This is a genomic window from Bifidobacterium kimbladii, from assembly GCF_032193675.1.
GTDB classification, from domain to species: domain Bacteria; phylum Actinomycetota; class Actinomycetes; order Actinomycetales; family Bifidobacteriaceae; genus Bombiscardovia; species Bombiscardovia kimbladii.
Window position 1 is genome coordinate 431,653 of record NZ_JASTZZ010000001.1, and the last position, 24,609, is coordinate 456,261.

Sequence of the window (24,609 nt, forward strand, 5' to 3'; positions counted from 1 at the left end):
CAGTCAGTCGCCGCGCTCATTGGGGAAGAGTCCCCAGTGGGGCGGCAGCTCGCCCAGGATCCGCCGGTCATCCCGGTCAAGACGATCCTGCGCACAGATCCTGTCCTGGGGATCCTCCTCGATGCCGTCAACATCGAACCGTTCCCTGCCTGGGCGCACCACGCGGCGATGCCGACGCGGGCGCGAAGCCGCAGGCTCACCGGCCTGATCGCCGTGGTCCAGCTGATCATCCGCCATCAACGCGCCTGCTGATAGATATCGGCAAGGCGGGCGACGATCCTGTCGGCTTCCTTGTCGGGGTTGACGAAGGCCGAAACGCTCCAAACGGTCATGACCGACCAGCCAAGATACTGCAGGTCCTCAGTGGTGAACCGGTGACGTTCCCGTGTGGACTGGGTATGCATGAACTCGGCGTCATCGGTCAGCACGGCCAAAGCAAAGGGCTTGTTCTTGAGCCCGACCACCAGCGGAATCCGGGGCGCCTGGTCGTACCCGTAATCCAAGGCCACGTCCAGCCCCCGGGTCCGCAGCCGCTGGGCCAGATCCCGGAAGAGCACATTAGTGGACTGCTCGGCCTGCTCGGGCCGGGCCGGTTCCGCGTCGGGATGCTCAACCCAGGTCAACAGCTCCTTGAGCAGACGCGGTCCAGGCTGGTGAAGACGATCATCCTCCAGATCATCAGCAGAGAACGCCGCGACAATATCCAGATTCCGATCCGGCAGAACCAGGGCATCCAGCAGCATGCCCTTGCCCCCTTCGCCCTCCAGATCGCCGAACTGCTGCAGGAGACGGCCGTGGGTGGTCTTGGCAAAGCCCAGAGTGAGGATCACGTCCGTGGCACGGGCGCCGCAGACCTCGTCAATGCCGACGATGCGTACATGCCGCAGGAACTTGGCGAAGACCCTGTCCTTGGCTGCCGCCGACTTGAGTTCGGCGCCCAGCCTTGAGCGGTGGGTAGCCGACAGGGTGACCACAGTCAGCAGATAACTGTTCGGCACCAGGGAGAAGGATCCGGCCCTGCGCTTGAGCATGTCGACAACGGCAGCGACCTCCTGTTGGCTGGATTCGACCAGACCGGTGGCCATGACCGGGACGCCAGCGCCCTCCACCCTGGTCAGGGTCACCCTGCCAGGTTCCCGACAATCGGGGACGGGTGCCGACAGATCCCCATAGCCGTGATCCTTCAGGAAGGCGTCCAACCGAATCGAACGGCGCGAGGGTCGGGCTTTGACAGTGACCGGGACCAGCCGGTCGACCAGTTGCAAAAGGCCATCCGAAGTGATGGTGGACCGGTGGGCGATGACCGCCACCTGCCGGGCCCGAGCCAGCACAGTCAGCACCTGGATGGAAGGCATATGGGCACCGGCATCTATGATGACCGTGTCGGCCAGCTGTGTCGGATTGGTCCTGGTTGCCAGCGTGGCCGGAGTCGCGATGATGATGGGCTTGGCCGCCGACAGGATGCCGGGGTGGGCCTGTTGAAAGACCGCAAGGGAGGCACCGGGGTTGCCGGCCAGCATGGTGTGCAGCTGATTGGCCTCCTGGGTGCGCGAGAAGAGCAGCTCGGACAGACGCTTTTCGCTCTCCTGGGCAACCATGGGCCCTACGCTGGCCACATGCTGGGCATCCACCTGACTGAAGCGGTCGGCTGCGTTGGACAGGGCGGAGCCATCCTGGTTGGAGATGATCTGCGAGGAGCGCATGATGTCGTCGAAGACCGTAGTCCACCAGGCCAGTTGCAGCTCGGCCCTTACCGCCTTGCCTTCAACCTGGCGGTTGCGCAGATCCTGGACCAGCTCCTCCAGCCCGGCCTTGCTGAATTCACCCTCCAAAGCGCAGCGCTCAGGCAAGGTGTCCAAGGCTGTATGGTCGTCAAAGAGCGCCTTGAGTCGCTCCTCCACCTTGTTGAAGTCCATGGTCTCCAGATCGCCGCCAGCCGGAGTCGAGTCCAGGACGGTGTCCAGAGCTGTCATGTCGCGGATCAGGGATTCCTGCGTGTCGATGATGACGTCCAGTTTGGGCGGCAGGACCGGCCAGCCGCCGTGGGGGACGAAGGTCCGCCACTGCTCGGCCTGCTTGGAGACCACCACCAGCGACTCATGCAGATCCTCGACCTGGGCGCCGGGCCTGAGCAGGCTCTTGGCCTCCTTGACCAGACGCCGACGCTCCCAGAATCCCAGATTGGTGCCATTGGCCTTGCGATCGGCCTTGGACTTGGTGGCCTCGATCATGGCGGGAATATCGCGCTCGAAGATGGAAGGCTGGAATACATCCAGGACCCGGCGCAGGTTCTTGAGGACCACCACCTGCCGTCCCCAATCCTTGACGGTGGCGGGCACAGGGAATCCGCAGGTCTCTACAGTGGACTTGACCTGCTCACGGGTGTCCGGCAGAAGCCGTTGCAGAAGACGAACCACACGGGAGTATGCGTCCACAGCCTCGTTCTCGTTGACCAGGGTGGCACCGAACCAGGGAGTGTCCTGGGGGCCGATGACGAATTCGCCCAGCTCGGCAGCCCTCTCCAGCTTGTCCGCCCACGTATCCAAATCGGGCTGCAGATCGTGGGCGGTGGCCGCGCCCAGACGGACACGGGTGGCAGGGTGCGTAGGCATATTGGCGATGTTGGCCAGATTCTGAATGGTTTGGTAGGCCGAAACCCCCCAGCTGGAATCCACCCCATGCAGATCGCCCAGGTAGCGGGTCAGTCGGGAGCGGACACCCACAAGCTCGTCAGCCACCTGATCAAAATGCTCGCTGGCCTTGCCGGGTTTGAACCCTACTGCATCGATCAGCCGTTGGTCCAGGACCCTGCCCAGCTGGTCATCGGTCAGATCAAGGGCCATGTCAGCCATCCCGGCAGCACCCAAACGATGCTGGAAACGCCGCTTCTCCTCCACCACGCAGGGCACATAGAGCACGGTCCTGCCGGCGGTGACGCAGCGCGAGGCGATGGCCAGGGCATCGTCGGCGCTGTGAAGGCCGGTCTGCTCATCCAGAAGCACGCTGTGCCCGGTCGCCACCAGCTGGGCGGCATAACGGACCCGGTTGTCCACATCTCCAGCCTCAAACTCGCTGTGAGGGTCAGCATCGAAGGGGCTGTAGTCGGGCACTGGTCCGCCCTTGAGCCGCTCGGAGGCTGCCTGGTCGCCAGCCAAGGCATCCAGCAGATCGTTGCCGGTGGACCCAGCGGTCATCCGATCCAGAATCCGAAGGCTTTCGCCCAGCAGCTGGGCCGATGGCTCGATAAAGCACCCCAGAACGATTTTCCGCTCAATGGCGAAGTCGCTGATATGCGGCGTGATCAGGGCCGTCATGTCCTTGAAAAGCGATGAGGTTTCAGGGGTGCCGCCCTGATAGTGGGAGGCGGAAAACAGACGCTCCGGATCCAGGGTGATGCCCCGCTCGCGCATGGCCGAGATCAAGGCGGGATTAAGATCCACCTTGCCTGTGAATCTGATGGAAGCCCTGGAGGCCCCCTGTGTGCTCTCATCGATGCGCACGGGATAGAGCAGTACGGGCATGTCGCGCCCCTGCCAGGCAGCCACCCCTACCACCATGGAGAGCTGGGCGAAACCGCTGGCGCGCTCCTTGGCGGCCTGATCGTCCAGGACCCGCTCCATGCGACGGTGGGCCGCACGCAGCATGCCGCGGTCCCGGAAAAGCGCATCCAGATGAACCTGGCCGCTGGCGAAGAGCTGGGCAATGCCTGAAGGATGCGCGTGCGTGAGGTCCATCTGCGCCGCCAGTTGCGACACATTCTCCAGTGGGGTCAGTCCCACCTGGTTCTGGTAGTCCTGGCGCCATCCCCGGATTCGCTCCAGTGGAGTCAACGGGGCCTTGACTTCTTCTGCCGTACGGTCGGAGGAGGACCCGGCCGTTGATGCCTGTGCATCTTCGGCCCGTTTGTCTTCTTCCGATCCCCCGGTGCTCATTACCGTCTCGCTCATCCGTCCACTCACTTCCGCACGGCGTTCAGATATTCGTGATACCCGTCATTGTTGCGCAGGGCCGCGTCGATGTCCTGGTCGCCCTGAGCCTCCAACCAGGCGTACAGATCATCATAGAGGGCCGGATTCATCGCCAGAAAGGGCAGCAGCTGGCGATGCTTGGCCATGGCGAACTGCAGGGCGAAGTCACCAGTACGCTTGGCATCATCGGAGCTCATTCCGTCCACCACGATGGCCTCCTGGCCACGGTCATAGTCACCCTTGGAGACCCGCTCGAAGACCGATCCGGGCTCGAAGGCCGGCTGATACTGCTGGTCATCATCCGGCTGATCCGCTGGCTGAGGACGTCGGGCCTGATCCGATTCCTTCTTGGAAAGGCGGGCCAGCTCTACGGCTCCCAGCGGGGTGAATCCCTGGGCGGTGTCCGCTTCCCTCCCCCGGCCTTGCCGAGATTGACCATCTGCATAGCCCCTGCGGCCGGAAGCTGCACGATCATCGCGATGACGACGATCATCACGGGCATCGCGAGCATCCTGGTCGTAGCGATCCTGATCAGGGGCGGATTCAGCGGAACGGGAACGACGAGCATCAGCGAAAAGATCACGGTCGACCGGCTGGCTGTCCTCCTGCCGAGTGCCGACCAGCGGCAGACTCTGCTCGGATTCGTGCTCCTGCCATGGCAGAGGCTGGCGGGCTTCGCCACCACGCCGATCACCTTCGCGGTCTTCGAATGCTCTATCATCCGGCTGGTCGGCATAGGCCCTGCGAGGGTACGATCCCTGACCATCAGCCGAGCCGACATCGGCCGGTCTCCTGCCGGTCTGGCCATGCTCGGCTGAATCAGCATTGTCAGAATACCGAACTTGCGGGCCTCGGGAATCTGCTGGCTCCGGTCTTCCTGAGAAAGGCGACGACGGATTGCCCTCCGAACTGCGAGCGGCTGGGGCAGTTCCAGGACTATCTGGTGAAGCACCGCCGGCCTCTTGGGAGGAATCGGCTGTCTTGGCAGCGCCCAGGGCCATATCGTGAAGGGCAGTGACCCGGTTGCGGACCCCGTCGGCCTTGAAGATGCCAGTGGGCTCACCGGCGCGCATGTCCAGAATGTCATCGACGGACATTTCTGCCGCATCAGGCTCCACCATGCCCCGGGGCTGTGTGGAGTATGAGAAGAGGTCGGGCACCCGGGGCGAGGGATCGGTCTTATCCTCTTCGGGATTGTTGATGCGCACGAAGTCGACAGGGACATCACCGAACTGAAAGCGAGCCGAGCTGCTGGACAGGGGGAAGGCGGCGTCCACAGGCAGCCTGACCAGCGATCCGTCGGACTGGATCAGATAGGAGCCGTTGGTGGAACCCATGTCCCGCAGGGTGGCCAGACCGTCCTGGTCGACGGCGAAAATGGCATGCCGCTTGGACATGGATTTAGTCTGATCGGGCACCTCCAGACGACGCCGACCGTCATCGGCCAGCGGACGCAGAGGCTTGCGGCCGATCTCGACGGTCTCGCCAGGCTTGAGCCGGGTCTCTTCCGCCCCATTGAACTTGACTATCCACACCTGCCCCGGTCGCCGATCGTCACTCACGTTTTCGACCTCCCAAATCTGCAGCCGCCTTCACTCGGTACTATCGCCTATTCTGTCATGAAACCCAGAGATAGGATTGATTGCGTGCCGAATTAACTGATAAAGGACACATGATAGGTTCGCAGGCATAGCCCAGCACTTGGAGCCGTCAGGATCGGGAGCATCTGCAGACCTGATTGCGAAAACGGCACGTGGTTCATTGCCTGCCATGAATCAATTCAGACACTGTGGTCCACCCTCGCACAGATAGTCTCCGAACAAATAGGCACACCCATCCCCCATGGCATGGCCGGATATGGGAAAGCCCCGGGCCGTCGGTGACGGCACAGGGCTTTCCAGCATGCAAGGGCTCAGAAAGAGCCGATGACTACTTGAGCTCGACGGTGGCGCCGGCCTCTTCCAGCTGAGCCTTGGCCTTGTCGGCGTCCTCCTTCTTGGCACCTTCCAGGACGGCCTTGGGGGCACCGTCAACCAGAGCCTTGGCGTCGGCCAGGCCCAGGTTGGTGATGGCCTTGACGGCCTTGATGACCTGGATCTTCTTGTCGCCGATGGCGGAGAGGACGACGTCGAACTCGGTCTTCTCCTCCTCAGCCGGGGCAGCAGCACCGGGGGCGGCAGCGGCCACGGCCACGGGGGCGGAGGCCTCGACGTCGAACTCGTCCTCGAACTTCTTGACGAAGTCGGACAGCTCGACCAGAGTCATTTCCTTGAACGCGTCGATGAGCTCGTCAGCGGAGAGCTTGGCCATAATGGCTTCCTTTCATTTGTGGCGACCGGCATTGACTGGTAGGCCGATCACCGAACATCTTTTTTTGTGTTTGCCGTATGAATCCGGGCCAGTGGCCGTGGACTCAGGCGGCCTTTTCCTGCTTCTCGCGCAGGGCGTCGAACGTGCGCACGGCCTTGGTAGGCACAGCGACGAACAGGTTGGCGGCCTTGGACATGGTGCCCTTGAGCGCGCCGGCCATCCGGGAGAGCAGAACATCGCGGGATTCCAGATCCGCGATCTTCTTCATGGCATCCGCGTCAACAACAGCTCCATCAATGAAGCCGCCCTTGACGATCAGTGCCTGGTTGTCCTTGGCGAAATCACGCAGCGCCTTGGCGGCATTGACGTAATCACCCTTGACGAAGGTGATGGCGCAGGGGCCGGCAAGCATCTCATCGAGACCCTCGATTCCAGCCTCTTTGGCCGCAATCCGGGCTAGCGTGTTCTTCGCCACGTTGTAGGAAGTATCGCGGCCTAGCTTGTTTCGCAGATCGGCGACCTGCGGAACACTGAGCCCGCGGTACTCGGTGAGGATGATGGCGTCGGCGTCACGGAACTTGTCCGTCAGCCTGGCGACAGCCTCTTCCTTTTCGGGCCTTTTCATGGCGTTCCTTCCTAGACAGACCTCTGGAGGGAGCCGGGCGACTGAGCATGACAGGCAAAAAAGAAAGCCCTGCCGACAGGCAGAGCAGAAAACAGGTCACGAGGACCGATTTGAAACTCAACCTGTGCTGGCTCGATCAACCGAACTTAGGAGACCCAAGGGTCCCGACCAACGGTCTTTGGTATGCAAGGGGCAATATTACACAGGTCGGGTGCAGCCGTCAAGTTCACAGGCACGGCAAGTTCGGAGCCAGCCAGCTTCGGGGACTGCATAACCACAGCAGATTCACGGCATCTAGGCCATGACGGGCGCAACCCATCGGATCGCAGGCCCATAGGCGCCAAGCTGCACGGCTGAGGGCTCCTTGTACTGACCTGTGCTCAGAGCTCGCGCACGATGCCCAGCACCAGCCTGGCGGCCGTGTCGGCATATTCGGAGATGTCGAACTCCCGGAAGACCTCGTAGTCGGTGTCGGCGTTGTCGCTCAGAGCGCGGATGACCAGGGCTGGCACCTTGTTGCGGGCCGCCACATGGCAGACAGCCGCTCCCTCCATCTCGACCGCGTCGGCCCCGGTCTGCTCCTTGACTTCGGCGATCTTCTCCGGGCTGTCCACAAAGTAGTCACCTGTCGCAATGGTGCCGACGATGTGCTTGATCCCCATGGAGTCCAGGGTCTGGCTTGCCAGATCCAGCAGGTGAGGGTCCGAGTGGAACTCCTCGGTGCCGGGGGCCGACTGGGCCACCAAGCGCATGTCGGTATCCAAATAACGCAGGGTACCGCCAAGAACCACGTCGTTGATGTGCAGGTCCTTGTTCAGGTTGCCCGCAATGCCGGAGAAGATAACGGCCCTGGGATGGAAGGCATCGATCAAATACTGTGTGGTGGCGGCGATGTTAACCGTGCCCATGCCGCCCACGGTGGCAGCCAGACGAACCGGGCCGTGTGACCCATTCAGGGTGCCGCATATGACCTTCAGGCCAGCATCACCAGCCTGGGGATCCTGATCCGCCTGCTGCAGACCTCGACCGATCAGGGCCACCTCCTCATCCATGGCCCCGATGACGGCAACCGGCCGCCGATCCTCACCCTTCGGGGAAGCATCCGCTTCGTTCATACCTGACTCCTTATCCAAGATTCCACTGGCAACTGCAGCCCGACCAGACTACTGCAGGCGCAAGTCAACGAGTTGCGCTTCGACGATGGTCCACGGCTCCTGCCAGCTCCTCCAGCAGGTCCTGGGTATCAGGCCAGGAGATGCAACGGTCGGTGATCGAACACCCGTAGACCAGCTGGTCCAATGGGGCCGGCTTCTGATTGCCTCCACGTATGAAACTCTCCATCATCAGGCCAGTGACGCCTTCCTCACCGTCGCCTATCCGCTTGGCCAGCTCATGGACAACCTGGATCTGGCGCCGCTCGTCCTTGCCGGAATTGCCATGGGAAGCATCGATGAGCAGTCCGTAGGCAGCCGCGCTGTCCTCAGGCATGCGCTGGCGCAGCACGGCAAGGGCTGCCCGCACCGAATCCTGATCATAGTTGGGGCCGGACTTGGAGCCGCGAAGGACCAGATGACAGTCTGGGTTGCCCATGGTCGCCACTGCCGCAGCCTGACCCTCATGGTCTATTCCGAAGAAGGTATGGCGTTGAGAGGCCGCATAGCAGGAATCAATGGACACATCCACGCTGCCATCCGTGGCGTTCTTGAAGCCGATGGGCATGGACATGCCGCTGGCCAGCTGCCGATGAACCTGGCTCTCCGTGTTCCGTGCGCCAATAGCCCCCCAACTGACCGCATCGGAAATGTACTGCGGCGATGTGGGCTCAAGAAATTCCGTAGCAGCCGGAAGTCCGGTTTCCAGCACACCCAGCAAAATGCGCCGCGCCAGGACCAGACCCTTCTGGATGTTATAGCTGCCATCCAGGTCGGGGTCGTTGATCAGGCCCTTCCAACCGACCGTAGTCCGTGGCTTCTCGAAGTAGACCCGCATGACGATCAGCAGCCGATCCTTCAACCGCTCGTTGACGGCCGACAGACGACGAGCATAGTCCAGGGCGGCATCGGGGTCGTGAATGGAGCAGGGACCCACAATGACCAGCAACCGATCATCCCGCCCATGCAGGCAGTCCACGATTTCCTGCCGGGAGCGGATGACCAGATCCTTGGCCGACCCGTCCAAGGGATATCTGGTCAGCATCTGCGCGGGCGAAGGCAGGCGGTCAAGTTCAAAGACCCTCCTGTTGACGATCCGGCCTATGCCTACCTCGTCCTCCCACCTGGGCACGTTCCCGGTCTGCAGGGGGTTGACGCCTGCCGCCAGCGCCTTGTGCACCAGTTCAACCTCGTAGGCCTTGCTGGGTCGGGGCAAAGGCTCCTGTGGCTCATCCTTGATCCGGCTCATGCCTTCTCCTTCCCCGACGAGCCTGCACGGCATCGGCCAGGATCTGCAGCAGTTCCTCGGTCCTGTCCCAGGAAATGCAGGCATCGGTGACGGATCGGCCGAAGACCAGCTGATCCAGCGGGGCCGGTTTCTGGTGACCGCCCTCAAGAAAGCTTTCCATCATGATGCCTGACAGACCCTGCTCACCCTTGGCGAGACGGTCTGCCAGCTCTTCAACCACCTGGGCTTCACGCACTGGATCCTTGCCACAGTTGCCATGGGCTGCGTCGACGATCAGCCCCCGACAGGCACCAGGGCCCAGCGGAGCCTGATGCATGACCTCCAGGGCGGTCCGGACGGACTCCGAATCATAGTTGGGGCCATGACTGGAACCGCGCAGAATCAAGTGACAATCTGGATTGCCCCTGGTCTCGGCAGCGATGACATGGCCGTCCAGGTTGATGGACAGGAAGTGATGCTCGGATGCTGCGGCCAGACAGGAATCAACCGCTGCCTGTACGCTGCCCTCGGTCGAATTCTTGAAACCCATGGGCATGGACATGCCGCTGGCCAGTTCCCTGTGGACCTGGCTCTCCGTGTTCCGAGCACCGATGGCCCCCCAGCTGACCGCGTCGGAGAGATACTGCGGGGTGATGGGATCCAACCATTCTGTGGCCGCCGGAATCCCTTGTCCCAGAACCTGCCAGAGCACTTGACGGGCCAGGCGAATCCCCTTGCGAATGTTGAATGTTCCATCCAGATCGGGGTCATTGATCAGCCCCTTCCAGCCCACCGTGGTCCGGGGTTTCTCAAAGTAGACCCGCATGACGATCAGCAGCCGATCCTTCAACCGCTCATTGACGGCCGACAGACGACGGGCGTACTCCAGAGCAGCCTTCGGGTCGTGAACTGAGCAGGGGCCGGTGATGACCAGCAGCCGGTCGTCCCGGCCATGCAGAACATCCCGAATGGCCTGACGGGAGTCCCGCACCAACCCCATACGCTCCGGATCCAGGGGCCGCGAGCGCAGAAAGACCCTGGGGGCCGGGATGGGATCCAGCTGACGAATGTTGACGTCCACTGTTTCGGGAAAGACGGCCGTATCGGCAAAATACTGCCGCTCCTCTTCCGGGATGATATCCGGTTCCTTGACGAATGCCACGGTCGCTCTCCTCTCTGTCGTACTTCGACGATCTTGCCCGAATTCCTTATGACCATCCGCGTCCGGGCCGATGCGGACGGTCCGTTCCCGCGATCCATGCAGACCACGGGAACGAACAGCTCAATGGATAAATTGGTGACGTTGCTCAGGCTAGGGCGCCCATGGGATCCCAGGCGGGCAGCATGATAGCCTCCTGGTCGAAGGCCTGGCGATACTCCTCGGGCAGCATGGACTTGGGCACGGCCACCTCATAGACATACTGGCTGAACCAGTCGTCGCTCATGGTGAAGTAGCCCTTGTTGGCAATGTCCCTGCCCCAGGAGTTCTCCACCCGCCAGCGGTTGGTGGTCCGGCCGTCGTCGGCCACATCCACGCCCACGAATGCCATGGCATGGTTCTGGGCAGAATCGCCGAAACGCACCCGCTGCTCCTTGTCCATGTCGAAGTCCACACCGTAGACCCGGCCGTACTCGAACAGGTCGGTGGCCCACTGACCGGCCTTGCGGTCCATCATGGGGTGGCAGTCGGCGCCGAACCAGACCGGCAGGCCCTGCTCGCTCATCAGGCGACGGGCGCAGTCCTTCATGACCTCCACCGGAACGTTCAGGTACTCGGTGGGATCGCCGCCAGCGACGTTGCCCAGATGTTCGATGCCGATCTTGCGGCCCTTGGGGTGCTCGGGGCGCGGATCGTCGACCAGGCAGACATAGTCTTCAAGTCCGGCATTCACGTAGCGCTTCCAGAACTCCTGTGGGGTGATCCGCCCATCCCTGTGGAAGACGCCGTCCTTGTCGGTCCACTCCCAGTCGAAGCTGGTGGGCGGGGTGCCCAGATGAATGGTCAGCATACGGTGCCCGGCCTCCAGGGTCCGATCAATGATCTCGTCGATCCCGTCCGGGTTGGCCACCATGTGAGCCGTGGCCTGGTGGAGCAGGCGACGCAGCTGATCGTTCATCTGGCTGGTGTTCTGGGAGGAAGCGGTCTCGGGATAGAACTGCTTGGGCACTGCGCCGTACTTCTTATAGATGTTCATGGCCATGATCCACTGGCCGCCATCGCCCATGACATCGCCCATCAGGAAGCGCATGAGCTGGGAGTCCACAGGCTCGCCAGCACGCACCAGAGCCGCCACGTCGCGCAGGAAGTAGTTGACGCGCTCCAGCTTGTCAAAGTACATGGCATAGTTCTGGGACAGCTCGAAGTCGCCCATGGGGTTGGCGGTGCTTTCACCATCGATGTTCAGAGTCCTGCGGGCCACGAATCGGGCCACGTTCAGCGAGCTGAAGAGCCAGCAGCGGCCAGAGTGCGCCTGCGAGGTGACCGTGCCATTGTCGATGCTGACCGAAAAACGGTGCTGGAGCAGACGGGAGCGGTTATAGTTGTGGGCCACTTCGTCAATGCCTACCTGAGTGACGGCATTCATGGCGACATGGTTGGCCTCGCGCTCATCGAAGGCGGTGCGCAGGCCCTCCAAACGGGTCTGATCCAGTGGTGTCAGTACTGATGTCATACGGTCTGTCCTGTTTCCTTTCATGCGGATGTATCTGCATCCCTGTATTCAGCATAGCGGGAATCGGTCCTCATGGGTTCGCCTGGCGGATGATGTGGACAACTGTGCCTTTGTCAAGCCAGGGAGAAGCGCTGGGCCGCATTGACCACGGCCAGGGCCACCAGGACCGCCAGACCAAGAGAGATCCAGCCCTTATAGGTTCCGGGGCGTGAGCGATTGGCGCGCAGGCGGTCTGCCAACTGTCCGCGAATCAGCCAGAGGACGACCAGTCCCCCGATCAGGCCCAGCAGGGTCATGCCCTGGTTGATCATCGAGCCGGTGCGGGCCGGCACTGTCTGGGTCAGCCACATCATGGCGTCAGCCAGGACCAGGTTGTTGAAGATATGCAGTGCCATGGACCAGAGGATGGAGTATTCCATGGCGATGACACCCAGAACCAGGCCCAGCAGGAAGGTGAACAGACTCTGGGTGATGTCTCCGTGCAGGCAGGCGAAGATAAAGGAGGAGGTGACGATGGCGAAGGTTCGTCCGTAGGGCCTGAGTCGGCCCATGACCACGCCGCGCAGCAGGAACTCCTCGACGACGGGGACCAGGATAGCCGTGTCCAGGGGCGACAGGAACCCGTGCTGGCCCGCCGCGATCTGGGAGGTGGTGGAATGGTAGACCAGCCCCAGGGCCTGGGATCCCTGGTTGACCACCCAGGTGAAGCCGGTCTCGATGCTGCTGGCCAGCATAATCAGCAGGATGGCCCCGATCAGCACGGCTGGGCCAGGATTGGTCTGCGCCTTGTACTGCACAGGGTTGGTCCCGCGCCCGCGCAGATCCTGGCTGCGGGTGCCGAAGAGAAAGACCAGCATGACCAGATCGCCCAGCAGATCGGCCAGCCCCGGCTGACGGGCAATGCCCAGGGCCGCGGCCACCAAGGGCAGATTCAGAACCCCGGCGATCAGGTTGGCCACCACCAGATACACCAGGGCATAGAGGGATTGCAGGTCCACCCCACGGCGCACCTGGGCACTCCATAGGCGTGAAGCAGCAGCCGACCCGGATGACCCCGCGGCAGACGCCTGTGATGATGCGTGCTGTGATTGATGCATGACGCTCTCCCAACCCTGCGACCCTTGGCCTACACCTCTTTACCATCGACTCTAGGCCTCGGCAGGGGTTCGGGCCGAGATTGACGGCCACGCCGGTTCGGCAGGCAGCCACCCGGCTTCCAGGCAAGGCAGAACGTCAGGGCCGGATCGCAGACCATGCCTGCGATCCGGCCCTGACGAACAAATGTCCTTTGCTGATCAGTCCCGATCAGTCGGGGCAGCGTCGTCGTTGATGGGCGGAATAACCGTCGTTTCCTGATCGGTGACCGCCTTCTCCACCTGTCCGTCCTCACGCTGAGCCGGCGCGTCATCGGCCTGGACGGCGGCATCGGGAAGGGTACTCGGCGCTGGGGAAGGCAGAACCTGAGTAGGCATATTGGCTGAGGGCCTGACAGCCGCAGCCGCGCTGACATCATCCCCGGAATTATCGGCAGAGTCAGCTGCCACACCATCGGCTGGCTGGCTGGCTGGGACCGGATCGACTGATGTCTGAGGGGCCTCTTCCTGGGTGTCGGCAAGGGGCTGATCGACGGCCTGATCCTCGCCTTCAGCCTTCGAGGATGCCGCCGTAGCCGACGCAGCAGGGGCCGGCAACGGATCCGCGGCAGGCACAGCATTGACCACGGGCACGCTGGGCGCCTGCCCCTCGTCCTGGTCATTGACCACAGCCTCATCGTGGAAGCCGTCGAAGTTGCCGAAGGACTTGGAGAAGATGTTCCGCAGCTCGTCGACCCGAGCGGTAATGGTGGCCTCCCGGTGCTGCAGCTTGGTGATGTGGTCCTTGAGCCCGTCAAGCTCGGCTTGGGCGGCCTTGCGCTGGTCCTCGATCTCGGTTTGGGCGCGCTGCTTGGCCTCCTCCAGCAACTGGTTGGCCTTGCGCTCGGACTCCTCCCGCTTGAAGGAGGCGAACGAATCGGCATCCTTGCGGGTGGCCTTGGCCTGCTCAATCAGCTCCTGGGTCTCCTTCTCGGTCTTGACCCGCCGATCCTCCAGGTTCTTGAGCAGCTCGCCCACCTTCTTGGTGGCATCCTCCTGCTGGGCGGCGATGTCGGAGCGGACCTGCTCGGCCTCGGCGTTGACCTTGGCCATGGTCTCGGCGCTGGTGACCTTGGACTCGTCCACGATCTGCTGGGCCTCGGACTTGGCTTTGTCGGTGATCTCCGAAGCCTGACGCCGGGCGTCATTCAGGCTCTTGGAGACCTGCTCGCGCACGTCGGCCAGCTTCTTGTTGGCCTCGGCCAGGGCCTTCTGGATCTGATCGTTGGCCTCTTTCTTGAGCTTGGCGATCTCCTCGTCGCTCTTGCGCCGCTTGTCGGCAATCTCCTTGGCGGCCTTGGCCTTCTGTTCGGACAGTTCCTTGTCCTGGGTGGCCTTGCTTATGGCCAGCCGCTTCTCATGCTCCTCGCGGGAGTTCTGCAGCTCCAGATCCAGAGCCTGACGACGTTCGGCCACCACCTTATCGGCAGCCGACTTGCTCTGTTCGCTCTGCTGCTTGGCGGTGGTGGTGACTGTCCTGGCTTCGTCGTTGGCGGCCTCAACGATGGACTTGGCCTTGGCGTTGGCCTCGTCCACAATGTGCTTGGCTTCAAGCCGAGCCTCGTTGACCAGGGTCGTCGCCTTCTCCTGGGCGGAGGTCTTAGTGGATGCCGCATCCTGCTTGGCGCGGTTGAGCAGCTCGGTGCTGGTCTGCTCGGCCGAGGCCAGCAGTTGCTGGGCGTTGGCTCCAAGTGAAGCAAAGGAGTTGCGCGGCTGTTCGGCCTTGCGGGACTTGACCTCCTGGAGTTCCGCCTCCAGCTTCAGAATGCGATCGTCATCGGCCTTAATCTGCTGACGCAACCGGGCCAGATTGCTCCGCGAGGCCGCCAAGGCCTGGTCGACCCGCTCCTTGTCATAGCCTCGCAGGACAACGGGAAACTGATCTTCGGCCATGGAAACACTCCTCTTCGCCACCAGGACATGCCGGCCCGTGACAGAAATGTCTTCGGTCCGGTGGATTTACCTCGACTCTACCCCATGACCGGCCTAAAGTCGCCGTCTGACCTGCCGCCGACACATTGGCCTTACATACGGGTCTCAGGCAATGAGAATGGGACTGGAGGAGGGCCTGCGATAGTAGCGAATGGTCTCATTGACCACCTCGCGCACAGCCTGTATCTGCTGATCCAGGGGCAGGCCGCACTCCTGACCGCCGCTTTCGTTGACCAGGGGAAGGCTGACGAACCCGGCCAGGACATCCTTGTGTCCTGCAGCCCATGCCAGCAGGTTGTAGAAGAGCGCGTTGCAGACATAGGTGCCCGCGTCCGAGCTCAGTGTGGCAGGAATGCCGCAGGTGCCGAAGTCGTGCAGGATGGCCCTCAGCGGCAGTCGGGTCCAGTAGGCGGCCGGGCCCTGGGGGTCGATGGGCTGGCGGCTGGCATGACGGACCGCATCTCGAGACTCCTGCTCCCCCAGGTTTTCACGGTCGTCAGCGTCGTCCTCCTTGAGGTTGACGGCGCAGCGCTCCATGGCGATGCCGCGAGCCCGACGCTTGAGCCCTGTAGCGATGATGATATCAGGGCGCACGCGCTCTATGGCCTCATGCAGGATGGGCCAGGCCTTGGCGAAGCTGACAGGCATGGTAACGGAGGAAATAGCCAGGTCCACGCCCTCCAAGGGATCCTCCTCGGTGGGGCCGACTGGCCGCATGCCTTCCATGCCATGCTCGGCCAAAGCCTGTGAGACCTGATAGGAGGGGTTGACATCAACACCCTCGTAATGATCGTATCCGGCGACGATGACCTTGATCTGCTCCATGTGCCCCATGGTACACAGGGCTTCACCCGGCCAGGGAGCGCGCTATCCATTCAGCCATGGGCACGTCCGAGGGCAGGGTGATCTTCATGTTGGTCACGCTGCCGGCCACGATGGCCACCGGCTCCTCGGGCAGGCGGTCCACCACCACCCGGGTGTCGTCGGTGGGATGGAAGTCGGGGTCTGCGGCGGCCAGGTCGTAGGCCTTGCGGAGGGTGCTGAAACGGAAGGCCTGCGGGGTCTGGGCCCGGAACATGCTGTCTCGGTCGGGCACCTGGCGCACCACCTTGCGCTCGCCCAGGTCGCCGGCCATCAGCATGGTGTCGGTCGAAGCCAAGGCCACGGTAGCGGCGTTGAAGGTATCCAAGGCATCGATGCAGCCATTGATGGACTCCTGGCTGACGAAGGGACGTACCGCGTCGTGGATGAGCAGCTTGGCATCCTGGGGGATCTCCGCTTCGGCCAGGGTCTGCAGGGCCGCCTCCGTGCTGTCCATGCGCTCGATGCCGCCCTGGATGACCGTGCGGACCTTGTCGTAGGTGTCGTCGCCCACGATGGCCTCGACAGCCTCCCGCACCCGATCGTTGACCACGACCAGGATGTCGGTGACCCGGGCATTGAACTGGAAGGCGTCAATTGACCAGGCGATGATGGGTTTGCCGCCCACCTGCACCAGCTGCTTGGGGTTGCTCTCGTCAAACCGAACGCCCAGCCCGGCTGCCAGAATCACCGCCACAACTGGCTGAATCTGCTCCTCTGGCTCTGCATTATCCTGACTGACCTCGGACGGGGCCGCTGATGCTCTGCTCTCACTCATAGACTCAACGGTACTCACGCCAGGACAGGAAGGGGCGCAGGCCCGGCGCTATCTGCACCGAACATCTGCACCCGAGGCCTGCTCCAGCTGCCGGAAGCCGGATCAATCAACATGCTGCATCAGTCGTCGGCCAGGATAAGGGCCAGCATGCGCCCCTCCCCCGCCTTGCTGGCCAGCGAGGCCCGGCGGTGGGAGTACCAGAGCGGATTCTCCAGGGTGCACAAGGGTCGGCGCAGATCCTCAAGACGCTTCGACAGGGAGGGACCCTCACTGTCATGGCTGCAGAGCTCTTCCAGGTCCGGATCCTGACGCAGGTAGCTGGTGGCGGCACCGACCCGGGGGGCGGAATCTACGATACGGGTCACTCCTGCCGCCTTCAGTTCCATCCTGGCTGCAGCGGCGATGTCGATGGCGATTCCGCCGAATCGACATGGTCCTGATGCGCCGGGGAAACGCTTCTCGAAATCATCGGCCAAGTGCGAACACACCTGATAGCAGTCTGCGCAGATCCGAGGCCCCAGAGTTGCCACGATCCTGGACGGGTCAGCACCCCTGTCAGTCATGGCCTTGACTATGGCCGGAATGACGCCAGCCACCAGACCACGACGACCGCAATGCGCCGCCCCCATCACGCCGGCCTGGGGGTCGGTCAGCAGCACAGGAAGGCAATCGGCGGCGAAGATGCCCAGGGCCAGGTCACTACGGGTGGTCACCTGGGCATCAGCCTCGCAGCGTCCCTGGGGCTGACCCTGGTCGGCATCCCAGACCCGGGCTGAGTGAACCTGGTCCACCAGGACCATGGGACGGTCCAGCTGGCGGCCCAGGGCCTGACGGTTGGCAGCCACCGCCTGCGGGTCGTCGCCCCCCTTGCCGCCGAGATTCAGCTGGGCATAATCGCCCGAGGAGACCCCGCCCAACCTGGTGGTGTAGACCACTTTGATCCCAGGCGCTAAGGCTATGGGAATGGTGACTGGGATCGGCCGGCCCTGATCGTCCAGCGACGGCAGGGGACTGCTGTCCAGTAGGGTCCGTTCCCGATCCCAGGCTTGGCCCTGAGCGCTCTGGGTGCCCTGCTCTCTTGGTTCAGGCTTGGGACTCATGCAGTCGCCGCCCGGTTCAGGCGGTCCATCTCGTCCTCGCTCAGTTCCATGTCAGCCGCCTGTAGGGAATCCAGAATGGTGGCCGCCCTGTGAGCCCCGGGAACCACAAAGACGTTGCGGTTCTGGGACAGTTCCCAGGCCAGGACCACGCGCTGGTGGGAGACCCCGCGCTCCTGAGCCACCTGCCGGAAGGCATCATAACGAGTTTCGTCCTTGGGCGCTCGGAAGCCTCCCAGAGGGCTCCAGCAGACGAAGGCCAGACCCAGTTCGGCCGCATGGTCCAACTCCTGGCGGGAGCTAGTGAAGGTAGGCGAGAACTGATTCTGCACGGCTACGAGGTCATCGCCCAGAATCTTGCGAGCCAGGTCCATCCGCTCGATGTCTACGTTGGAGACGCCCAGGGTCCGGGCCACGCCCTGCTTGGCCAGTTCAGCCATGGCCTCCAGCGACTCCTGGTAGGGCACCTGCGGGTCAGGACGGTGCATATAGAGCAAGTCAATGGTGTCCACGCCCAAGGCCTGAGCGGACTCCTTGGCGTGCCGGATCAAGCTCTCCGGCCGACCATCCACAGCCCAGGTGGGCCGTCCGTCAGTGAAGTTGCGGTAGTGTCCAACCTTGGTGGCCACCAGCACGTCCTGACGGGGACCCTTCCAGGAGTCCAAAGCCTGGTGAACCAGCCGCTCGTTGGTCTGTTCGGGGCCGCCCGATTCGTAGTATGACCAGGCGGTATCCAGATGTCGACAACCGGCATCCAGGGCCTGGTGGATGACGTCGATGGCCGTTGCCTGGTCCGGTTTGCCCTCGATGGACAACCCCATGCAACCCAGTCCGACCGCTGTCGTAGTAAAGGGCCCCAAGGCCCGCATCGACGATGTCATGCATGTACTCCCGTCTTGTAGATTGAGGCCGGCTTCGACACCGCCGGCCTCCCATCGAGCTTAACTGGCGGCCCGGTCTCAGCGGCCGCCGAAGGATCCGCCACCGGAACCACCGCCGCCACCGTCGAAGGAGCCGCCACCGTCGCCAAACCCACCAATAACACTGCCAGAGCCGTTGCCGCTGGCCATGCCAATCAGGCCGCCAATCTGGTCGAGTCCCTGGGTCAATTGAGTACCCAAATCAATCACGCCACCTTGGCCGAGCGCTGAATTGACAGCCAATGCTTCAGGGTCACTCAGGGAGGAAGCCGCCGCAACATCCTGGCTGTAAGGCAGGAAGGTCCAGTAGAGCAGGCTGCCGCGCGCATGGTCATTCAGCCAGTCGGAGTCGGTCAGTTCAGGGCTGGCCTGTGCCAGCTGAGCGACGACCCGGTCGCTTATGCCGAAGGCCGTAGCGTAAACCAGGTAACGGTCCCAGAGCACCAGATCCTCCACACCCCGGTGGCTAAAATCGCTGAAGTCAAGCAGATAGCGCCGAAGTCCCGACACCTGGCCGGCCATGGGCTGTCCATTCCTGCTCAGCACCCGCCAACAGTTATAGCGCAAGGAGAATGTCACCACAGCCACCAGAAGCATGGCCAAGGGCGCACGTACCAGTACGGTGCCCGGCAGGAATCCGGCCAACAGAATGAAAGCAGCCAAGAGCACAGCCAGGAAGGCAAAGATCCCTACATTATGACGATAGGCGCGCAGGTCGGCATTGTTGGTCTCGTACTCGACAGCCTGGTAGAAAGCATCCAGGTAGGCCCTGCCATTATCGGATTCAGTCTTGGCGAAGAGCGCAATCATCTCATACAGGTCGAAGCGTTTATTCTCGGAGCCAATCAGAGTGGAGGCACCTTCCAGCATGCTCAGGCAGGCTTCTTCGCTTGAGGACAGGGCCAGGGATGCTCGATCCTTGCTGCAGACCGGATTGATGACCACCTCCATGGACTGCTGTTTGCCTTTGAGCAGCAAACGCATCACCTGGGTCACGGGTCCTTCACCGAAACTCGCCCGGTCCTCATACTTGACGGGAACAAGAGCGATGGCCCGCTTGGAGGCCAGGGAGAGAATGGTTGCTGACAATTGCCTGCCAATAGGGGATTCTCGGGTCAGCATCACATCGTTGATAACGGCAGCCACGGCGGGTGACAGATCAGGAGGCTGACGGTAGTAGATGATATCGCCTTGGTACTGGGAGTCTCCATAATTGCGGAAGGCATGACAAAGCATCACTGCAATCAGCCCGATAGCAGCCAAGAGTACCAAGACGCCCGTCAAGAGTGCGATCCGCGCCCGCCTGGTCTGGTCAGCGTGCCAGCGCTCGTACTGCGGACGCTCCTGCCCGACAATACGGTCACGTGCCGGCTGAGAATCGGTCCTGACCACCGAGGAAGTCCTCCCCGCATCGAAGAGCACCACCAAATCCAGATGCTGGCCCGGCTCGATGCTGTCTGCGGAGAATCGGATACGGCTGTCATCCACCACATCGTAGGAACCCCTGCCAGCGAAGTGCAGCCAGGCCTTCGCGTCCTTGCCCTTCTCCGTTCCTGTCTGCTTGGGCAGCTTGACATTGGCGTTCACATGCTCAACGGGAATCTGGTTGGTGTCGCCCACGGGCTCCCATTGGAATTCGGCCACATCGGGATGGGCAGTGGTGACCCCGTGGAAGGTCATGTCGATGCGGAAGCGCCGACCTGAATCCTTGGCAGTCTGTGGAATGTTCCAGCCCAGCTCCACCTGGCATTGATTGCCCAGATCGCCGCAGGCGGACCCTTGGCCCGCATCGCCCGGCTTGTAGGATTTCAGCTTCCAATCCGAGACCATGCCCATATACCAGGTGCCAGCCCAGTTCTTGTCCCAGTCGTGAATGTACTTGACATCATCAGGATACTTTAGCGGGTTGGTCTGCCTGTATGTGGAGCCATTAGTCAGGTCAGTCACGCTTACGTCGCTTATGCCGGTCAGCCGGTCAGGCTTGATCTGATAGCGCTGGTAGAGCTCCCGCCAAGGGCGTTTTTTGCCGTGGTCGTCCTCGCGGGAATTCATGGTGACAGTCAGGGTCTGACTGATACGCAAATCCCCATTATCCAGGACCTGGACATCATAATCCACCGAATCGTATACCAGGTCGGGACGATTCCTGTTGGAGATATACAGGACAGCGAGGCACGTCACCAAGGCTGCCACCAGAGCCAGCGCCAAGGCCCCGAGAAAGCGTGAGGTGCTCCAAGAGGGATGGCCCGAGGAGGGATGATTCGAGGCCGCCTTCCCGGAGGAGGCTGCTGGGGCGTTCACTGTCCGAAGTCCACAACTGGCGCCTGACGGCTGCCCTCGTCGGCTTGGAAGTACTGGGCCTGACGAAAGTGGAAGAGGGATGCGATGATGTTTGAGGGGACCGTCTCGATGCGGGTGTTGAACTTCTGAACCACATCATTGTAGAACTGCCTGGCGTAGGCGATCTTGTCCTCCAGGTCCTTGAGCTGACGCTGCAAGTCCAGGAAGTTCTGGTTGGCCTTGAGCTCAGGGTAGGCCTCCGCCCGAGCCATCAGAGTGACCAAGGATTGACCCAGCCGCTGCTCAGCATCAGCACGGGCCTGCATCTGGTCTCCGCCAGCCGTCTGGGCCTGGGCCTGGGCCACGTCGGCGCGGGCTTTGGTCACCTCCTCCAAGACAGTGGACTCGTGTGAGGCGTAGCCCTTGACCGTCTGGACCAGGTTGGGCACCAGGTCGGCACGCTGCTTGAGCTGGACGTCGATCTGGGCCCAGCCATTGGCGACCCGGTTGCGCAGGTTGACCAGACCGTTGTAGATACCGATTCCCCAGATGACCAGCAACACGACCAGCAAAACGATGATGATGAGCACGATCATTGAAACGGACATGCCATCATTCTCTCACTAAATTCAGAAGAGACAAAAACGGGGACCCCGTCCAATGGAACGGGGTCCCCGCATCAGTGGGAATCAGTCCTCACTGTCGAAGGGATCGAAGTCCCTGCGTACGCGGCGACGGGGACGCTCTGAGCGCTCCTCCCGGTCGGCCCGGTACTCGTCGTAGTGCTCGTCGGCAGCGTAGCGCGGATTCTCCCTGCGGCCACGATAGCCGCCACGTCCGGAAGAGCGACGCTCATGACGACCGCCGCGGTCGCCACGGCCACGACGCTCGTCACGGCCACGGCCGCCACGATCCTCGTCATCATCGCGGGAGACCCGGCGACGATCACGGCGGGAGCTGCGGTCCTCGTCCTCGAACCAGTCTCCGTTATCCTCATAGTCGCGGCCGCGGCTCTGACGACGGTGCCGGGGACGGTCCTCCTGGTCCTCGTCGTCGTAGTAGCGATCATCACGCTCGGAACGGGAACGGCGCGGGGCCTCATACCGATCCTCGCGGTCGGAGGAACGGCTGCGGCGATCACGACGATCACGGTCACCACGTCCGCCGCGCTCACGACGGTCGCCACCACGGTCACGACGATCTCCACGACCACCGCGCTCACGGCCGCCTGCAGACTCCTGATCCTCGAAGCCGGGGATGGCCAGGGAGATCTTGCCGCGGTCGTCCACACCCTGGACGATGACCTCGACGGTGTCGCCCTCCTTGAGGACGTCCTCCACGGAGTCGATGCGCTCGCCGTTGGCCAGGTTGCGGATCTGCGAGATGTGCAGAAGCCCGTCAGTGCCGGGGGTCAGGTTGACGAAGGCGCCGAAGCTGGTGATCTTGACCACCTTGCCGTTGAAGGTCTCCCCCGCCTCGGGCACGTGCGGGTTGGCGATCTGGTCGATGACCTCCTTGGCCTTGGCCGCTGCCTCGCCGCCCTCGGAGGCGATGTAGACCGTGCCGTCGTCCTCGATGGAGACATCGGCGCCGGTGTCCTCCTGGATCTGGTTGATCATCTTGCCCTTGGGTCCGATGACCTCGCCGATCTTGTCGACAGGGACCTGGGTGGTGATGATGCGCGGCGCATAGGGGCTCATCTCGGCAGGCCCGTCGATGCACTCGTTGATCACGTCCAGGATGGTGGCCCGGGCTTCCTTGGCCTGCTGCAGGGCGGCGGCCAGGATGTCGGCGGGGATGCCGTCCAGCTTGGTGTCCAGCTGCAGGGAGGTGATGAACTCGGAGGTGCCGGCCACCTTGAAGTCCATGTCGCCGAAGGCATCCTCGGCGCCCAGAATGTCGGTCAGTGTCTTGTAGGTGGGCCGACCGTCGACCTCGCCTGTGACCAGGCCCATGGCGATGCCCGCCACAGGGGCCTTCAGGGGCACGCCGGCAGCCAACAGGGACAGGGTGGAGGCGCAGACGGAGCCCATGGAGGTGGACCCGTTGGAGCCGATCGCCTCGGAGACCTGACGGATGGCGTAAGGGAACTCCTCGCGGCTGGGCAGAACTGGGATCAGAGCGCGCTCGGCCAGGTTGCCATGGCCCACCTCGCGGCGCTTGGGCGAACCCACGCGGCCGGTCTCGCCGGTCGAATAGGGCGGCATCTCGTAGTTGTGCATGTAGCGCTTGGTGGTGGGACCGGACAGGGCGTCGATGGTCTGCTCCATCTTCAGCATGTTCAGGGTGGTGACGCCCAGCACCTGGGTCTCGCCGCGCTGGAAGAGGGCTGAGCCATGCACGCGAGGCACCACGTCCACCTCGGCGGACAGGGTGCGGATGTCGCGCAGGCCGCGGCCGTCGATGCGATAGTCCTGGGTCAGGATGCGACGGCGGACAATCTGGCGCTGGAGCTCCTTGAAGGCGTTGCCCAGCTCCTTGTCCTTCTCAGCCTCGTCCATGTCGGTGAACTCGTCAGCCAGAGCCTCGCGGACCTTCTCCTTGATCTCGTGGATGCGCTCCTGGCGGGGCAGCTTTTCCGCGATGGAGAGGGCCTGGTCCAGGTCGGCATGAGCCACCTGGTCGATGCGAGCGTAAAGCTCGTCAGTGTACTCGGGGAAGAGCTGGAAGTCCTTGGTGGGCTTGGCGGCCTTGGCCTTGAGCTCGCTCTGGGCCTCGCACAGAACCTTGATGAAGGGCTTGGCGGCCTCAAGACCCTGAGCAACCACCTCTTCGTCGGGCTTGATCTGGCCCTCGTCATAGATCAGGCTCCAGGCATTCTTGCCGGCGCCCGCCTCGATCATGGCGATGGCAACATCCCCGCCCTCGACCACACGACCGGCCACGACCAGCTCGAAGACGGCGCGCTCGCGCTCGCTCCAGCGGGGGAAGGCCACCCACTGGCCATCGATCAGGGCCAGGCGCAGACCCGAGACCGGCCCCTCGAAGGGCAGCCCGGAAATCAGAGTGGAGGCGGAGGCCGCGTTCAGGGCCAGCACGTCGTAGGCATCCTCGGGGTTGACGGCCAGGATGGTCTCCACAACCTGGACCTCGTTGCGCAGGGTGTGCGGGAAGAGGGGGCGCAGGGGGCGGTCGATCAACCGGCAGGCCAGGATGGCCTCGTTGGAGGGCCGACCCTCACGGCGGAAGAAGGAGCCGGGGATCTTGCCCGCGGCGTACATCTTTTCCTCCACATCAACGGTCAGCGGGAAGAAATCGTAGTTCTCCTTGGGGCTGGACCCGGCGGTGGTGGTGGACAGCACCATGGAATCGTCATCAAGATAGGCGGCTACTGCCCCATCCGCCTGCTGGGCGAGACGACCCGTCTCGAAGCGCACCGTGCGCTTGCCATATGATCCGTTATCGATCGTGGCTTCTACAGCCGTGATTTCGGGACCCTCCATAGGGTTCCTCCTTTTGTTTACTGCTTGTTTACTACCTGATGTCAGGATGCTCGGCATCAATTAGCTGCCGGAGATCCTTGTACTTCGGTCTGGCCCTGCCGAACCCCATGTCCGGCCATCTTCATGCCTTACGGACCAACCTTGCATTTGGATTCGGCACCATCTTCTGCAACCCCATCCCGGGGTTGACGGTGCCTGGTTCAGTCATGCA

At 62.7% G+C, this 24,609-nt stretch carries 18 protein-coding genes; all 18 read right to left on the reverse strand.

Annotated features, from left to right (window positions below; genetic code table 11):
- Window positions 1-3 precede the first annotated feature (3 nt).
- The gene (locus tag QRX41_RS01920; RefSeq protein ID WP_313838321.1) at window positions 4-237 is read right to left on the reverse strand and encodes a hypothetical protein; all 234 of its coding nucleotides are present in this window, start codon (window positions 235-237) and stop codon (window positions 4-6) included.
- Complete coding sequence (locus QRX41_RS01925; RefSeq protein WP_313838323.1) at window positions 237-3,947, reverse strand: helicase; 3,711 nt, start codon at window positions 3,945-3,947, stop codon at window positions 237-239. The genes QRX41_RS01920 and QRX41_RS01925 overlap by 1 nt, the downstream gene beginning before the upstream one ends.
- Before the next feature lie 8 nt (window positions 3,948-3,955).
- Window positions 3,956-5,530 carry a variant leucine-rich repeat-containing protein gene (locus QRX41_RS01930; protein ID WP_313838325.1) on the reverse strand — a complete coding sequence of 525 codons (1,575 nt, stop codon included), beginning with the start codon at window positions 5,528-5,530 and terminating at the stop codon, window positions 3,956-3,958.
- A gap of 367 nt (window positions 5,531-5,897) precedes the next feature.
- Window positions 5,898-6,278 (reverse strand): 50S ribosomal protein L7/L12, encoded by a 381-nt coding sequence (gene rplL, locus QRX41_RS01935; RefSeq protein ID WP_045924837.1) that lies wholly within the window; start codon window positions 6,276-6,278, stop codon window positions 5,898-5,900.
- A gap of 103 nt (window positions 6,279-6,381) precedes the next feature.
- Window positions 6,382-6,903, reverse strand: coding sequence for a 50S ribosomal protein L10 (gene rplJ / locus QRX41_RS01940; RefSeq protein ID WP_045924838.1), 522 nt, complete (start codon window positions 6,901-6,903; stop codon window positions 6,382-6,384).
- Between the two features lie 380 nt (window positions 6,904-7,283).
- Window positions 7,284-8,018, reverse strand: coding sequence for a 5'-methylthioadenosine/S-adenosylhomocysteine nucleosidase (mtnN, locus tag QRX41_RS01945; protein ID WP_313838326.1), 735 nt, complete (start codon window positions 8,016-8,018; stop codon window positions 7,284-7,286).
- Window positions 8,019-8,082: 64 nt separating this feature from the next.
- Window positions 8,083-9,303, reverse strand: a complete 1,221-nt coding sequence (locus tag QRX41_RS01950; RefSeq protein ID WP_313838328.1) for a 3-deoxy-7-phosphoheptulonate synthase — start codon at window positions 9,301-9,303, stop codon at window positions 8,083-8,085.
- On the reverse strand, window positions 9,284-10,444 hold the full coding sequence (locus QRX41_RS01955; protein WP_313838330.1) for a 3-deoxy-7-phosphoheptulonate synthase: 1,161 nt from the start codon (window positions 10,442-10,444) through the stop codon (window positions 9,284-9,286). The genes QRX41_RS01950 and QRX41_RS01955 overlap by 20 nt, the downstream gene beginning before the upstream one ends.
- 145 nt (window positions 10,445-10,589) lie before the next feature.
- A complete protein-coding gene (locus tag QRX41_RS01960) occupies window positions 10,590-11,954 on the reverse strand; it encodes a C1 family peptidase (protein ID WP_313838332.1) in 1,365 nt (454 codons plus the stop codon).
- Window positions 11,955-12,067: 113 nt separating this feature from the next.
- Complete coding sequence (locus QRX41_RS01965) at window positions 12,068-13,051, reverse strand: CPBP family intramembrane glutamic endopeptidase (protein ID WP_313838334.1); 984 nt, start codon at window positions 13,049-13,051, stop codon at window positions 12,068-12,070.
- 198 nt (window positions 13,052-13,249) lie between these two features.
- On the reverse strand, window positions 13,250-14,980 hold the full coding sequence (locus QRX41_RS01970; RefSeq protein WP_313838336.1) for a cell division protein: 1,731 nt from the start codon (window positions 14,978-14,980) through the stop codon (window positions 13,250-13,252).
- A gap of 144 nt (window positions 14,981-15,124) precedes the next feature.
- On the reverse strand, window positions 15,125-15,844 hold the full coding sequence (locus QRX41_RS01975) for a pyroglutamyl-peptidase I (protein ID WP_198189361.1): 720 nt from the start codon (window positions 15,842-15,844) through the stop codon (window positions 15,125-15,127).
- Window positions 15,845-15,866: 22 nt separating this feature from the next.
- A complete protein-coding gene (locus QRX41_RS01980; protein WP_313838338.1) occupies window positions 15,867-16,658 on the reverse strand; it encodes an IspD/TarI family cytidylyltransferase in 792 nt (263 codons plus the stop codon).
- Window positions 16,659-16,777: 119 nt separating this feature from the next.
- Window positions 16,778-17,758 (reverse strand): polyphenol oxidase family protein, encoded by a 981-nt coding sequence (locus QRX41_RS01985; protein WP_313838340.1) that lies wholly within the window; start codon window positions 17,756-17,758, stop codon window positions 16,778-16,780.
- A complete protein-coding gene (locus tag QRX41_RS01990; protein WP_313838342.1) occupies window positions 17,755-18,636 on the reverse strand; it encodes an aldo/keto reductase in 882 nt (293 codons plus the stop codon). Before QRX41_RS01990 ends, QRX41_RS01985 begins: the two co-directional genes overlap by 4 nt.
- Window positions 18,637-18,714: 78 nt before the next feature.
- Entirely contained in the window at window positions 18,715-20,976 is a 2,262-nt protein-coding gene (locus QRX41_RS01995) for a DUF2207 domain-containing protein (RefSeq protein ID WP_313838344.1), read from the reverse strand.
- Complete coding sequence (locus tag QRX41_RS02000; RefSeq protein ID WP_313838346.1) at window positions 20,973-21,563, reverse strand: LemA family protein; 591 nt, start codon at window positions 21,561-21,563, stop codon at window positions 20,973-20,975. Before QRX41_RS02000 ends, QRX41_RS01995 begins: the two co-directional genes overlap by 4 nt.
- An 81-nt stretch (window positions 21,564-21,644) precedes the next feature.
- A complete protein-coding gene (locus tag QRX41_RS02005) occupies window positions 21,645-24,398 on the reverse strand; it encodes a polyribonucleotide nucleotidyltransferase (RefSeq protein WP_313838348.1) in 2,754 nt (917 codons plus the stop codon).
- Window positions 24,399-24,609: the final 211 nt, after the last annotated feature.

Bases quoted from the DNA above. Each gene is read 5' to 3' on its own strand.
- QRX41_RS01960 (WP_313838332.1), bottom strand. From the start codon at position 11,954: ATGACATCAGTACTGACACCACTGGATCAGACCCGTTTGGAGGGCCTG.
- mtnN (WP_313838326.1), bottom strand. From the start codon at position 8,018: ATGAACGAAGCGGATGCTTCCCCGAAGGGTGAGGATCGGCGGCCGGTT.
- QRX41_RS01925 (WP_313838323.1), bottom strand. From the start codon at position 3,947: ATGAGCGAGACGGTAATGAGCACCGGGGGATCGGAAGAAGACAAACGG.
- rplL (WP_045924837.1), bottom strand. From the start codon at position 6,278: ATGGCCAAGCTCTCCGCTGACGAGCTCATCGACGCGTTCAAGGAAATG.
- QRX41_RS01970 (WP_313838336.1), bottom strand. From the start codon at position 14,980: ATGGCCGAAGATCAGTTTCCCGTTGTCCTGCGAGGCTATGACAAGGAG.
- QRX41_RS01990 (WP_313838342.1), bottom strand. From the start codon at position 18,636: ATGACATCGTCGATGCGGGCCTTGGGGCCCTTTACTACGACAGCGGTC.
- QRX41_RS01965 (WP_313838334.1), bottom strand. From the start codon at position 13,051: ATGCATCAATCACAGCACGCATCATCACAGGCGTCTGCCGCGGGGTCA.
- QRX41_RS02005 (WP_313838348.1), bottom strand. From the start codon at position 24,398: ATGGAGGGTCCCGAAATCACGGCTGTAGAAGCCACGATCGATAACGGA.
- QRX41_RS01980 (WP_313838338.1), bottom strand. From the start codon at position 16,658: ATGAGTGAGAGCAGAGCATCAGCGGCCCCGTCCGAGGTCAGTCAGGAT.
- QRX41_RS01985 (WP_313838340.1), bottom strand. From the start codon at position 17,758: ATGAGTCCCAAGCCTGAACCAAGAGAGCAGGGCACCCAGAGCGCTCAG.
- QRX41_RS01920 (WP_313838321.1), bottom strand. From the start codon at position 237: ATGGCGGATGATCAGCTGGACCACGGCGATCAGGCCGGTGAGCCTGCG.
- QRX41_RS01975 (WP_198189361.1), bottom strand. From the start codon at position 15,844: ATGGAGCAGATCAAGGTCATCGTCGCCGGATACGATCATTACGAGGGT.
- QRX41_RS02000 (WP_313838346.1), bottom strand. From the start codon at position 21,563: ATGTCCGTTTCAATGATCGTGCTCATCATCATCGTTTTGCTGGTCGTG.
- rplJ (WP_045924838.1), bottom strand. From the start codon at position 6,903: ATGAAAAGGCCCGAAAAGGAAGAGGCTGTCGCCAGGCTGACGGACAAG.
- QRX41_RS01950 (WP_313838328.1), bottom strand. From the start codon at position 9,303: ATGAGCCGGATCAAGGATGAGCCACAGGAGCCTTTGCCCCGACCCAGC.